Origin of the sequence: Paenibacillus sp. RC334 (genome assembly GCF_030034735.1) — a bacterium.
GTDB classification, from domain to species: domain Bacteria; phylum Bacillota; class Bacilli; order Paenibacillales; family Paenibacillaceae; genus Paenibacillus; species Paenibacillus terrae_A.
Window position 1 is genome coordinate 4468312 of sequence record NZ_CP125370.1, and the last position, 12408, is coordinate 4480719.

Here is a 12408-nt window from a genome sequence, read left to right on the forward strand (position 1 = left end):
CCTAAATTCCTCCCGATTATGAGCTTGCCAATCCCGCAATGACATCTTCCAGCCTGTGCGCATAGGCTTCGGCTTCCTGCCAGCTATCTGCCATAATAAGCGTGAAAATCCGATTCACATACCCCCGCTTCACCGGAGTACCGGACAACGTACCTGCTGTATAAACAAACACCCCTTCGGGGCGTTCGGGCGTGTAGAGCAAGCCTTCCTCTGCGAGCAAGCCGCACAAGCGGCTGTAGGTCAGCGGTGTGGCGGTAACGTTGCGGTAGTAGCGGGACAGCGTTTTATGCTGCTCTCCCAAGACCGAAGACAGGAACGAAATATAGGTAGACAGGGTAAACCTGCCGTTAATCTCGATCACCGGAACCAGCAAGCCTCCTTCATCGACAAAGCCGTCAATGGAAGCCATGCCTGTATAACCGATGGAATACAGATACGTTCCCAACTGGTAAGCGCAGCGTCTCACTTCTTCTTCCAGCGCAGCGCCAAGCTCAGCCGGAACGCGGGACCCGGTGTACACCGTGCCGTCCACATTTTGCCTTTTCAGCGAAAACATTGTCACCCCACCGCCCTCGTCAATACAGAGCTGGTAGTTCAGATCCATCTGCTTGTTATGCCAGCGCTCCACCAGCCAGCCTCCCGAAGAAGGGGATGAGCCGCCAAAGCGTTTCATCACACTTAGCAGCGTATCCAGCTTGGACAGCTCGTCCAGCATATACATACCTTGTCCCGATGCGCCATGCGGCTGCTTGATGATCAGCTTCACAGGCCCGTCCGACAAGTCGTCCAGTCTGCCGCACTCCCTGCGGATCGCCGCTTCGTCCGCGCATACGGCTCCCTCACTGACGGCAAAACCGAGCTTTTGCGCAGTCAGGCGGCTGAATATTTTATCATTCACCCGAGCGCTGACGGAGGACGGAGCGCCGATCAGTTCCAGTCCACAGCGCTCCGCAATCGCTTCCTCCTGCGGGGTAACCGCATACGGAACGAGCCACGCTTTGGCACGGCTACTACTGTGGCCTGCTTCCGCAACCACTCGCAGCCGTGCCAAAAGTGCCTCGTCCGCCAGCACCAGCTCCGAAATCGGCGTTAACGGATCAGTCGGCTCCGGCACCTCAATACGCGGCAGGCTAAAGCCCAACCGCTGAAGCATGTCCAGAAAAGCCTGATCCGGCTGTTCTCGCAGCACGATCACATCCTGACTTCGGCACAACAGAAGATTCATTTCCTCCATCCGATTTACCACCTGCTGTTCATCACGATCTACCATCCCCCCTTACGGGGGGACGGATGCCATACCTGCTCTGCGCCAATATTAAACAGCCAAATCAGGACTCCATGATCGCGTTCATGGGCAAGCGCTTCCACAAGGTTAATGGTTTTAGTCGTCACGTCCTGTCATCCCTCTCTTCCATCCAGTAAGAAACAACTGCGATCGAAACTAAATATATTTCAGGGAGCCAGCTCCGTGCAGATACAATACGCTGCATTTGGAGCACACCGGCGTTAATCCTTCGTGATTAATCGTTTGGCGTGTTTTCTCATACGCATCCGAATTCCAGATTTCCTTCAGACTGTGCTCTCGCAAGCTTCCAATCGTGAATTCGCTAAAAAATTTGCAAGGCATCACCTTTCCGTCCGGCAAAATATCCGTTCTGGAGGTGAGCGCCAGGCAATGATTGGAGCAGCGACTGACCATTTCCTCGCCATGTATAAATTTGTCGATTTCCTCATAGTCCAGACCGGGCTGATAGCGCACACGAATGTTCCACGTCCGCTCATTAATCCGCTGTAGCTCCTGCATCAAAGGATCGATGTTATCCGGGTTGATTTTATATTTGAAAGCATGCCAGCTACTAATATTTTTTTCCTCCAGTTGTCGGAGCCAAGAAAAGTTTTGTGTAAAATAGTCATCCATTTTGAGGGAAGTCTCTTTGGAAATGTACCAGGGGAACGTCAGCAGCACCAGATCCAGCCTCTTGTCCTCCAGCATTTGCAGAAACTCGTACATCCGTCCGATCATGTTATCGTTAATGACGGCATGGACGGTCACCCGTCCCTTGTACAATCCCTGGTCACGCAGTTCAATCAGCTTATCCATCTGCCGCATCGTTTTTTGAAAGGTGCCTTTACCGCGAATCAGATCATGTTCTCTTTCAAAGCCTTCAATCGCTATTAACAGCTCCAGATTTTCAGATAAATCCAAAATCCGGTCCAAATATTTATCAATGAGCAGTCCATTGGTACAAAAGGTCATTTCGCGCCGATCTTCGGCCAGCACGTCCAAAATTTCGTCAAAACGCCGATGAAACATCGGCTCTCCGCCCCACATATACAGCCGGGACTTGGCCTCCTTCGTCTCGCTCAAAATTTGCCGAAGCATATCCGGGGCAAGATCCATGTTTTGCTCTTCTTTGTCCATTTGATGATGATAGCCTTCCTCGTTCCATTCAAAGCAGTGCGTACATCTCAGGTTGCAGCGGTTGGTCAGCTTAATGCCGATCGTCTGGGGCATGTCCGTTTTGAAGGCAGGGTCTTGTGTTGCGTTACGGTAAGATACAGAAGCGTTTTTCAGGTTGCGCTTAATGAGCTTGAACGCTTTCTCATCAATCAGCACATTGCTTTTGGGCTGCATGCTAACACCTCGTTTAATGGATTTTCAGGCACATGTACCAAGCTGTACGTCAGACTGTCTCCATTCCCTCCGGGTGCGGCGCTTTTTCCGCATCGCTGATCCCCTGAATGTAGCTGCAAAACGCATCTACCGAGCTCAAATGCTCCAGCTCAAAGGAATCAAAATCAATTTCCACGTCAAACGCATCCTCCACTTGCAGCATGAAATGAACCAACTGTAACGAATCCAGTCCTGCATCATGAATAATGTCCGAATGTCCATCCAGCTTACCGACCAGCTCAGGATCTTCCTTGACCGCGCTGATCATTTCAATCACTTGGCTTTGCATAGCAAACTCCTCCTTGTGAATGATCCTATTCGTTCCGCCCGACAATGCCATCTGCAAAGCTCCTCGAAAAATTCCTACACTGGAACTTTATTCAATTATACTCCTCCATGGAAGAGACAAGTCAATAGGTGATTTTGTAAATATATCGCACAATATGTAAATTAATGTGTGTTTTTTTCTACAATTTTCGCTATCTTTTTTTCGTAAAATCTAGCTCACATCTTGCTTGCAAGTGCGACAGGATTATTTTACAATAGATATGAAAATAATTTTCTTTTTAATGTTTATTTTTACGATATTTATTTTCATGTAAAATACTCTACAGCCAAAGGAGCGCAGCTCATGTCCCCCATTCTTCATACCTTAACCCACAGATTGGAGCAGCTTCCCGTCCAAGAGCGCAAGCTGGCGGAATCCATTCTGCAATCTCCGGGAGATGTGCTGCATCTGGGCATTCGGGAGCTGGCGGAGCGTTGTGGTGTGAGTCCGGCGACCGTTACGCGGTTTTGCAAATCACTTCATTTTAAAGGCTATCCCGATTTCAAAATGAAGCTGGCCGCCGAGCTGCCCCGTTCTAATAGTGACGGTGAAGCCTCCTATCAGGACATCGTCGCCGGAAATTCGCTCTCTCGTATCGTGGAAGCTATAGAGGCGAATCATACCGCATCTATTGCGGACACGACCCGACTGCTGGATTTCAGCAAGCTGGAGCAGGCGATTGCATGGCTGTCCGCCACAAGCCGCATTGATCTGTACGGCATGGCGACTTCCTCGATTGTGGCGCAGGATTTTTATCAAAAGCTCATTCGAATTGGCAAAAATAGTACCGCCTTCGCGGACTCGCACATGCAGATTACCTCTGCCTCCTCGCTTGGGCCGGGAGATGTCGCCTTTGCCGTCTCCTATTCGGGGGAAACACAGGAAACCATCGCGGCTCTGCGCTGTGCACAGGAACAGGGAGCCAGAACATTATCCCTGACCTCCTTCGGAAATAACACGCTGGCAGGTGTTGCGGATATTGCGCTATTTTCCTCCTCGCTGGAAGAAGGGATGCGGCGTGGAGATATGGCGTCCCGCATTGCCCAGCTTCATATCATAGATATCCTGTTTACAGGTATGGTCAGCGCGGATTTTGACAAATATATTCCGAGACTGGAAGGTTCGTATCAGCAAGTAAGCAAGCTCAAAAAACAACCAGGGGGCCACTAAAGATGAACATACGTATTTTGAACAGCCGTGAAGACCTGAATGCTACCGCTGCCGCTGTGATCGCCAGTTTACTGCTGAACAAGCCTCAAGCCATGCTTGGGCTTGCTACCGGAAGTACACCTATCGGCATTTACCGTCATCTTGTAGAAATGTACCGTAAGGGACAGGTGAGCTTTGCACGAGCCTACTCCGTGAATCTCGATGAATACGTTGGTCTTCCCCCGGAACATCCGCAGAGCTACCGCAGCTTTATGAATGAGCACTTGTTTCAGCATATCGACATTCCTCTTGCCCATACACGCGTACCTGACGGTAATGCGGCTGATCTGGCAGCAGAATGTGCGGCCCACGAGCAGGCAATGCTAGATCATGGACCCGTGGATCTCCAATTGCTCGGCATTGGTCACAACGGTCATATCGGTTTTAATGAACCCGGGCACGGCCTGACCGGAGCCACACATGTGGTAGATTTGGAAGAGAGGACGCGTACAGCGAATGCCCGATTTTTTGGCAATATAGATGATGTACCCAAGCAAGCAGTCACAATGGGGGTAGGCACGATTCTGAAGGCGAAGCAAATTATACTGGTAGCTTTTGGCGCGGATAAGGCAGACATTGTAAAGCAGGCTTTCACCGGACCTGTAACCACAAAATGCCCGGCTTCCCTGCTGCAATGTCATCCCAACGTGCTGATTTTACTGGATCAGGAAGCGGGAGGCTGGTTGAATTGAACTCGGATGAAACGATTTTTGATTTAACCCAACTACTGTATGGACAAGTCGTTATTGGGGATCACATGATTGAAAAAGGGGTTGTCGCAATTGAGGGGCAATCCATCGTATATGCTGGTGCAGAGGATGATTTGCCTGCTGATCTAATTGCAGCAGTAGTGGAAAATCAGGGTGATGGGGCAGCGGTGGGGGCAAACATCATGCGATTGGAAAGCGGCTACCTGCTGCCGGGCTTTATTGATATTCATGTTCACGGCGGTAACGGAGAGGACTTTATGGACGCCGATCCGCAGGTACTGGATACGATTACCTCTTTTCACGGCTCACAAGGAACGACCGCCATGCTGGCTACCACCATGACCGCACCAAAAAAGCGAATCGACCAGGTGCTAAGTGAGGTTTACGCCTATATGGCGCAGCCTATGCCCTATGCACAACTGGAGGGCGTACATCTGGAAGGGCCGTTTATTAGCCCGAACTGGCCGGGAGCGCAAAACCCGGAGCATATTCAACTGCCGAATCTGGCCTGGGCGAAGGAATGGGAGCAGCGCTATCCGGGCCTTGTCCGCCAGTTGACGCTTGCACCAGAGCGGGAAGGCGCGCTAGAGCTGATTGCCTGGCTGCGCAGCCATAACATTACTGCGGCTCTCGGTCATACGGATGCCACGTATGAAGAGGTGGAACGCGCAGCGGCGGCGGGCCTGAACCATGCGGTGCATACGTTCAATGCCATGACTCCGCTGCATCACCGCAAGCCGGGAGCCGCCGGAGCCGTGCTTACCGATCCGCGCATTGAAGCGGAGGTGATTGCGGACGGTATCCACGTGCATCCGGCAGCGGTCTCCCTGCTCGCCAAGCTGAAACGGGAGCACAATCTTATTCTTATCACCGATGCTATGTCTGCCACCGGACTGGAGGACGGGCATTACACACTCGGTGATTTACCAGTAATCGTGCAGAGCGGTGTGGCACGGCTGGAGGATGGCGTGACTCTGGCAGGAAGCACGCTGACGATGATTGAAGGCTTCCAATATCTGGTTCGTCATGTGGGTCTGACCATTCCCCAGGCATCACAAGCCGCCAGCCTGAATCCGGCTAAGTCCCTGAACATTGCGCATCGAACAGGTTCGCTTGCAGCAGGCAAACAAGCAGACGTTCTGTTACTGGATGCGGACTTAAAGCTGCAAGGCGTATGGATTAAAGGAATACGAAGATAATTTCTTCTTATGATTCCCCTAAACCAAAGAGCTATCCCTCAGCGATTTCGCCGAGATGGATAGCTCTTTCTTTGGCATTACACACATATGTGGTGAATTAGCGATGATTCATAGGTGCAGGGGTATAATTTTGTGGACGAGTTGGTGCGGTTGTTGATCCATCTGTTGGATGAGTTGCACCAGCAGCAGGAGTCGGGAATACCCGTTGGATGATATCCGCCAATTGGGCACTCATTCCTTTGATCGGATGACCGTTTTGCACACTGCGTGTAAAGTCAGTGGTATGCTTTACAAAATCGGGGTTAGCCGATACATACACCTGTTCAATCGAAGGTGCAAATTGCTTTACCTTGTTGGCGATGCGACTTTTGACGGCTTCGGTCAACGTACTAGGCTCATACGCAGTTCTTGCGCCTTCCACTGTGGTGCCATCCGTGCGTCCGATATCCGTGCGGGTACCGTCCGCCAAGCCACGAATCATACCATAAGAACCAGTACCCATCGTGCCGTACAATCCGTCACCACGACGCGGAGGTGTTACGGGTCGGCTCATTCCATTGTCCGTAATTCCCGGCGCTATGCCATCGGTGGTATAGTTGCCTCTTGTACCATCCACCCCATACGTAGTCATGCCATGTGTATTCATGGGATGCTTAGTACCTTTAACGCTTGAAGTACCTACACCGGTTCCGTTGGCTTGGTCCTTCAAGGAAACCGCTACATAAGCATTACGGTTACCGACCAGCACTGTCGCAGATTTTACATCCGGCAACTCGGATATACGTTTGGACAAATTGCGATCGACTTGCAGATTACCAATTTGGTGTCCAGTTCCATTGGCATTTTGGTTTAAACGCATCCCGTCCATACCATTGGACTTAACTCCGAAACGGTTCACACCATCCATATGATGTGTACTTTGCGCGTTATAGCGGGTAGTGTTCGTGCGGACATTATGATTCGCAGTCCCACACCCTGTCAAAGCAGCCATACTGGCGAGCAAAGCAGCAGAAATCGTTAAACTGATTACCTTCTTAGTCCCTGGCATGAACTCATCCTCCATACATATAAAATGTGTGACGAGATTAGGATGCGCTATGATTCTCAGGGCTATCCTGACTAAAAAATGACTAAATAAATAAATTTTTAATGTAAATATGAAATACAATTGATGATTTACCACAAGATGGCATGTATAATAAGGTTGAAAAATACTTTATTTTACAAAGGAGGATTTTCAGTTTGAAAAAGATCACCGTTTTGATGCTCATTTTTTTGTTATCCGTCACTCTTGTCCCTGTCGGCGCTTTTGCAGGCTCCACTACACCCCAACCCCCGAAAGATCCTGGAGGAAGCTGGGCAGAAGGCCCACCACCTAATCGCGTGGATCCTGCCAAGCCCGCACTATTATTTGTACATGGTTTGAACAGCAGCGCGGAAGTCTGGAAGAATAATAACGACATGCTTCAGCGCGCACGTGACGCCGGATACCAGACGGCCACCGTTAATCTGTACGATGCAAATGGCACATCACAGGATATGTGGGACAATGGTAAGCTTTTAGCCGACAAAATCAAGGTCATTAGTAATCACTTTGGAAAAAAACTCATCATCATTGCCCACAGCAAAGGTGGAGTGGATACTCAAACCGCTCTTGCATATAACGGAGCCGCTCCCTATGTACAACGTGTGATCACCCTCAGCAGTCCCCACCATGGCTCACAGCTTGCAGATCTTGCTTACAGTAGCTGGGCCGGATGGCTGGCAGATATTGTCGGCTCACAAAATCCAGGCACCTCCACTTTACAGACATCTTATATGAAGTATTTCCGATCCAAGACCGATGCACTCAGCAACGCGACTACAATTCCATTCTTCACGTTTGCTGGTGATAACTGGTCTGACGGAAGCGCTTCCTACATACTGGGCGGACTTTATCTTTCATCCTTTGGCAAAAATGATGGAGTAGTCGCAGTCGACAATGCCAAGCTTCCCGGTGGACGTGTAGTTAAAGTCGGCCCCTGGGATCATGCCAAAGTTCGTACCGGCTCTTATGTCTTCTCCCTGATCCAACCTTACCTCCAAGCAAACACTCCAGCATTGAATCAGGAAACTGAAGCACTTTCAGCAGCATCTTCCTTGCGTGCTTCCGCTTTAACATCCACCTATAGCGAGATCGACAATTCATACTTTATCCGCGGCGGAAACTATAACGGAAAAGCCTCCGAAATCCTCACCGTTGAAAATGGTGTCAAATCCATTAATATGGATTGGATCAGCGATAAACGTGTGAGTAAACTGGAGCTGACCAAGCCTGACGGTACCAGCGAGATCGTTAATCTGAAAGCAGGTTATGATGACGAAATTTTTGCTGGTGCCTGGCATCATAACGCCGTCATCAAAAATCCAAAACCGGGTACCTATAAACTGAACGTCACGATTCCTGATAAAGGAGCGTATCTCCTGATCGCCCGTTATCAGGCCGCTCAGGTTCCTGAGCTGAAATATAATCTGAATGCCGTAGGTCCGAAGCTGAATCTGCAACCACAGGATTCCCCTAAAAGCGTTACACAAGTCACGTATCAGGTTCAATATTACGGTGATCCACAGCAAGGAATTACTCCTGCGTCCACAGATCTGACGGTACAACAAAAAGCGGTTAACCCCACCGGACAAATCGAGCTGTCCAAAGCGGACAAGCCCGGCATTTATTCCGTAACCTATGAAATCGAGGGAACTACAGAGGCAGGCTATCCATACCGCCGTACAGCTGTTCAGTCCATTTATATTGACGCTGACGGGAATAAGTATGTTGATTAAACTCCCCCACGCAATCATTTATATCATTCACTAAAACAAAAAGGTGTAGGCCCTCAAAAGCCTGCACCTTTTCTTTTCTGTATCATAATAATGGCATCCGGTTTAATCACTTCAAATATCGTCACGCTTCAAATCTTCTATAAAATCAGTCACAATACTTTGGACGGCATCTTCCCGGGACATTCGGATATACCGACTGGTTTTCTGAATATCTTCCTCGAACAGATGAAGTATACTGCTCATAGCTTCCTGATCTCCGTTTCGTGCTAATTTGAGCAGTTTGATGAACTCAGCATCTGAGATAATTGACGCAGCATTTTCTTTTTCCATTTATTCACCGCCTGTTGGGATAGCTTCAGCTCTCTTGCAATCTGTGCTTCGGTTTTGTCTAGTATGTAAAGGTCAAAGATGATGGCTTTTCCGATCTCAGATGGTAGAGAGTTAATGAGCTGTAGAATGTACATTTTAGAGTTTGCAGAGTCTGTAAAAGATGGAGTAGCGACGGCTTCGTTCTTTTCCATGACAAATTCATGATTGGTTTGTACCCGGGCACGATACTGGATTCTCCATGCAATGCGATACAGCTTCTTACGATATTGTTCAACCAATGTTAGCTGAGATTGATTCATCATAAACCACCCTTTCTCTTTGGATTTGGCTTTTCGAAATCCTCATATTATAGGGTAATTTGAGAACACATTTCACAACCAAATAAGAACATTTGTTCTTATTTATTATACTATTTTTTAGGTCGGTTGTATACGGTTCTTTTGATTTACCTTCCTTTATATACGGCTAAAAAGGAGGGAAACCATTGCAGATGGATGATGCTCTTTCTATCATAACCAACGTAGGCTTTCCGGCAGGTCTTTGCTTTATTTTGTTGCGGCACATCCTGCACACCATGGAAGAAAAACTGGATAAGCTGGATCTCTCGCTCCATGAGCTGATTGAGGTCATTAAGGAATTAAACGATGGGAACCGTCATTCTTCCAAAGGCAGCAAGCCTGATGAATAACGAACACAAAGAAGCTCCAACCGACGATCCTCGCCGATGGAGCCTCTTTGTTTGTTTCATACCGGAAAATTTGTTTGATTGCGGATCTGATCATGCTCCAAGCTCGTGTTCAGATGATCATTTTCCAGTTTGAGCCTGGTCATGTCCAGCCTGTTCAATACGCTTCACGTCAGATGCCGACAGACCATACGCCCAATTGCTTTGCGGAGGCACGACCCATACGATATCCGGTTCACCGTTCACCATCCAGCCCTGATACACCTGCTGCGACTCATCCTGCTTGCCCAGCGATACGCTCAGCGTAAAGCGGTGAACAGGTTGGTTTAGCTCGGAGGCTTTACGCAAGGACTGGCTGCTGGCCAGATTTTTGATTTGCTGCGATAAGGAGGTCGCCGTATCACTGGTTACCGACTTTCCATTCAACGTCCAAGCTGTGGAAGAGCTTTCCCCGGTTCCCCCGTCACCGGATGACTTAAGCATCCAAGACGCAGACTGGCCTTCCCACTCCAGTCCGCCCAGCTTGTCATCATCCCAGTCAAACGGCGTCGTATCCGTAAAATCGGCTGCACCCAGTAACAACCCGGAAAGGGTATCCACAGGTACGGAAGCTACCTCTGTTTTATCTGACAGCACATAAGCAGCATCTCCGGAAGGCAACGTTTCGCCAAAAGCAAAGGTATGCTCGCTTCCATCCTTGGTCTTGATCTGAATTTGGTTGTTGGTGGCGCTGATTCCGTATTTGGCTACGTCTTTTGGAGAAGACTCCACCACCTCACCGAGCTTCACGTTTTGAATAGCGGCTAACCAATTGTCTATCGTATAACCGTTTAACGGATAAGACTGCGGCTTGCTCATGCTCCATTTGCCATCACGTTGGTTAAGCTCCACTGGCTTGCCGTCCTTCCCCATTATAGCGAAAGACGTAATATCCCCCTGCGTAAGCTGGACCAGCTGGCGAGCAGCAGGAGCTTGTTCACGAAAAAAGTTTTGGCTCTTGGCATAGACTATACCCGCTCCCAATACAACTAACAGCAGCACTGTGGGTATCCATTTTCTCATGCTCTTCTTCGCCTCCACCATAATAAGATTCCGGCTGCCGCAAACAACATCGGCAATCCGATCACGGATAGGGTCAATATAATCTTCGCTTGCGCAGGAGTCAAATAAACCACCTTATAATCCTGCTCCTGACGAGGACGAATGGTAAGCCCGTCAGATTGTTCCTGTACATAATTCAGACTGTTCAGCACAAAATCCCGATTGCCTCCCGTGCTGATCTCGGTGTCGCTCAGAAGGGCCGACGTTCCGAGAATAATTGCCTTAGGCTTGCCGTCCTTGCCATCTACCGCGTAACCCAGATCAAGCGGCCCCTGCGGGTCCTTGTCATCCTTCTGTGTTTCGTTGTTCAGCAGCCCCTGAATATTCGTTTCCCCATAGCTGGCGGCAGAAGATTTGAGCAAGGCCGTAGTCTTCCAATTCTTCTGCTCCCCCGCTTGCAAAGCAATAGACAGCGAAAGCACCGGGTACAGATTGGAGGCCGCCAGCTTATCGGTAATCGCATGACTGCCAAAGGTGGGTACTGTAAACAGAGGTCCAAGCGTATTCGTCTGCTCCTGATCCACCACGATCGCATGTGTATCCTTCACACCGTAATCCGCCGCCAGTGCGTCAAGATTTTTCCAGTCCGATTGCATGTTCGGATGAAAGCCCAACGCCAGAAACAGCTTTCCACCACCCTCCAAATAGGTGCGAATGCTTTTCAGCTCCGTCGCGCTGATATCCCGTTGCGGCCCAACAATAGCCAGCACCGATGCATCTTTAGGCACGCTACCCGCCTGATTGAGCTGCACTTCTTCTGTTTTCACATTATCCTGCGCCAGTGAATTGCTCAATCCGGTCATTTGGGACAAAGGGATTTCCTCATGTCCGGTCAGGAAAACGGCTTTTCCCTGGCGGGTAGACGATAGCCCCAGCAGTCCGCTGGTCAGCTTTTCTTCCCCTGTAAACTGGTACGCCCCCTCGCTACTTCCCTGTGCCTGTGTAAACAGACTACCTATATCAATAACACGTTTCTTCTCACCCTGAACCAGCACGATGGATGCTTCGGTGACACCGTATTCCTTGGCCAGCAGCGGCTCCTGATTCAGATCATATTGCTCGACCTTGAGCTTGCTGTTACGCTTGGCGTATTCCCTCAGCATATCCGTAACGTCCCGGTTCAGCTTTTGATTTTGCGAAGTCGATACGGTAAAAGCAATCAGACGCACGTCTTCCTTCACTCCCTGAATGGCCGTCAATGTCTGATCAGACAACGTATACTGTTTGCCTGCCGTCAAATCTAGCTGAAAGCCTCCCAGCGAACGCAGAAACAACGTCAGCAAAATAAAAATACCTACAGCAGCAACCGACAATACCACACTGTTTGTATGACCCAGCCATTTTTTCATGTT

Annotated in this window: 14 protein-coding genes; 5 read left to right on the forward strand and 9 right to left on the reverse strand. The window is 49.4% G+C overall.

Annotation, left to right across the window (positions count from 1 at the left end; all coding sequences use genetic code 11):
• Positions 1-16: 16 nt before the first annotated feature.
• From QMK20_RS20500 to QMK20_RS20515, 4 genes are read right to left on the reverse strand one after another with little or no spacing between them, the layout of a single operon-like run.
• Positions 17-1270: a preATP grasp domain-containing protein gene (locus QMK20_RS20500; protein ID WP_283653088.1), complete on the reverse strand. Its 1254-nt coding sequence runs from the start codon at positions 1268-1270 to the stop codon at positions 17-19.
• On the reverse strand, positions 1264-1392 hold the full coding sequence (locus QMK20_RS20505; protein ID WP_283653089.1) for a hypothetical protein: 129 nt from the start codon (positions 1390-1392) through the stop codon (positions 1264-1266). The genes QMK20_RS20500 and QMK20_RS20505 overlap by 7 nt, the downstream gene beginning before the upstream one ends.
• 49 nt (positions 1393-1441) lie before the next feature.
• Positions 1442-2635, reverse strand: a complete 1194-nt coding sequence (locus QMK20_RS20510) for a radical SAM/SPASM domain-containing protein (RefSeq protein WP_283653090.1) — start codon at positions 2633-2635, stop codon at positions 1442-1444.
• A gap of 49 nt (positions 2636-2684) precedes the next feature.
• A complete protein-coding gene (locus QMK20_RS20515) occupies positions 2685-2963 on the reverse strand; it encodes a phosphopantetheine-binding protein (RefSeq protein WP_014277736.1) in 279 nt (92 codons plus the stop codon).
• 342 nt (positions 2964-3305) lie between these two features.
• Between QMK20_RS20515 and QMK20_RS20520 the strand changes: the two genes are divergently transcribed.
• The 3 genes from QMK20_RS20520 to nagA are packed head-to-tail and all read left to right on the forward strand — an operon-like array spanning position 3306 to position 6120.
• Complete coding sequence (locus QMK20_RS20520; protein WP_283653091.1) at positions 3306-4172, forward strand: MurR/RpiR family transcriptional regulator; 867 nt, start codon at positions 3306-3308, stop codon at positions 4170-4172.
• A gap of 2 nt (positions 4173-4174) precedes the next feature.
• Entirely contained in the window at positions 4175-4903 is a 729-nt protein-coding gene (gene nagB, locus QMK20_RS20525; protein WP_283653092.1) for a glucosamine-6-phosphate deaminase, read from the forward strand.
• Complete coding sequence (gene nagA / locus QMK20_RS20530; protein WP_283653093.1) at positions 4900-6120, forward strand: N-acetylglucosamine-6-phosphate deacetylase; 1221 nt, start codon at positions 4900-4902, stop codon at positions 6118-6120. The genes nagB and nagA overlap by 4 nt, the downstream gene beginning before the upstream one ends.
• A gap of 97 nt (positions 6121-6217) precedes the next feature.
• Here nagA and QMK20_RS20535 read toward each other — a convergent pair whose 3' ends face one another.
• On the reverse strand, positions 6218-7168 hold the full coding sequence (locus QMK20_RS20535) for a YhcN/YlaJ family sporulation lipoprotein (protein WP_283653094.1): 951 nt from the start codon (positions 7166-7168) through the stop codon (positions 6218-6220).
• Positions 7169-7362: 194 nt separating this feature from the next.
• Here QMK20_RS20535 and QMK20_RS20540 point away from each other — a divergent pair, with 194 nt between their 5' ends.
• A complete protein-coding gene (locus QMK20_RS20540; protein WP_283653095.1) occupies positions 7363-8940 on the forward strand; it encodes an esterase/lipase family protein in 1578 nt (525 codons plus the stop codon).
• Positions 8941-9051: 111 nt separating this feature from the next.
• Here QMK20_RS20540 and QMK20_RS20545 read toward each other — a convergent pair whose 3' ends face one another.
• Together QMK20_RS20545 and QMK20_RS20550 are read right to left on the reverse strand one after the other, a co-directional pair.
• Positions 9052-9183 carry a hypothetical protein gene (locus QMK20_RS20545; RefSeq protein WP_252361499.1) on the reverse strand — a complete coding sequence of 44 codons (132 nt, stop codon included), beginning with the start codon at positions 9181-9183 and terminating at the stop codon, positions 9052-9054.
• A gap of 23 nt (positions 9184-9206) precedes the next feature.
• The gene (locus QMK20_RS20550) at positions 9207-9569 is read right to left on the reverse strand and encodes a sigma-70 family RNA polymerase sigma factor (RefSeq protein WP_283656318.1); all 363 of its coding nucleotides are present in this window, start codon (positions 9567-9569) and stop codon (positions 9207-9209) included.
• Positions 9570-9760: 191 nt separating this feature from the next.
• Between QMK20_RS20550 and QMK20_RS20555 the strand changes: the two genes are divergently transcribed.
• The gene (locus QMK20_RS20555; RefSeq protein WP_283656319.1) at positions 9761-9958 is read left to right on the forward strand and encodes a hypothetical protein; all 198 of its coding nucleotides are present in this window, start codon (positions 9761-9763) and stop codon (positions 9956-9958) included.
• 117 nt (positions 9959-10075) lie between these two features.
• On the opposite strand, the gene QMK20_RS20560 is transcribed toward QMK20_RS20555, so the two are convergent.
• Together QMK20_RS20560 and QMK20_RS20565 are read right to left on the reverse strand one after the other, a co-directional pair.
• The gene (locus QMK20_RS20560; protein ID WP_283653096.1) at positions 10076-11017 is read right to left on the reverse strand and encodes a DUF4340 domain-containing protein; all 942 of its coding nucleotides are present in this window, start codon (positions 11015-11017) and stop codon (positions 10076-10078) included.
• On the reverse strand, positions 11014-12405 hold the full coding sequence (locus QMK20_RS20565) for a GldG family protein (protein ID WP_283653097.1): 1392 nt from the start codon (positions 12403-12405) through the stop codon (positions 11014-11016). The genes QMK20_RS20560 and QMK20_RS20565 overlap by 4 nt, the downstream gene beginning before the upstream one ends.
• Positions 12406-12408: the final 3 nt, after the last annotated feature.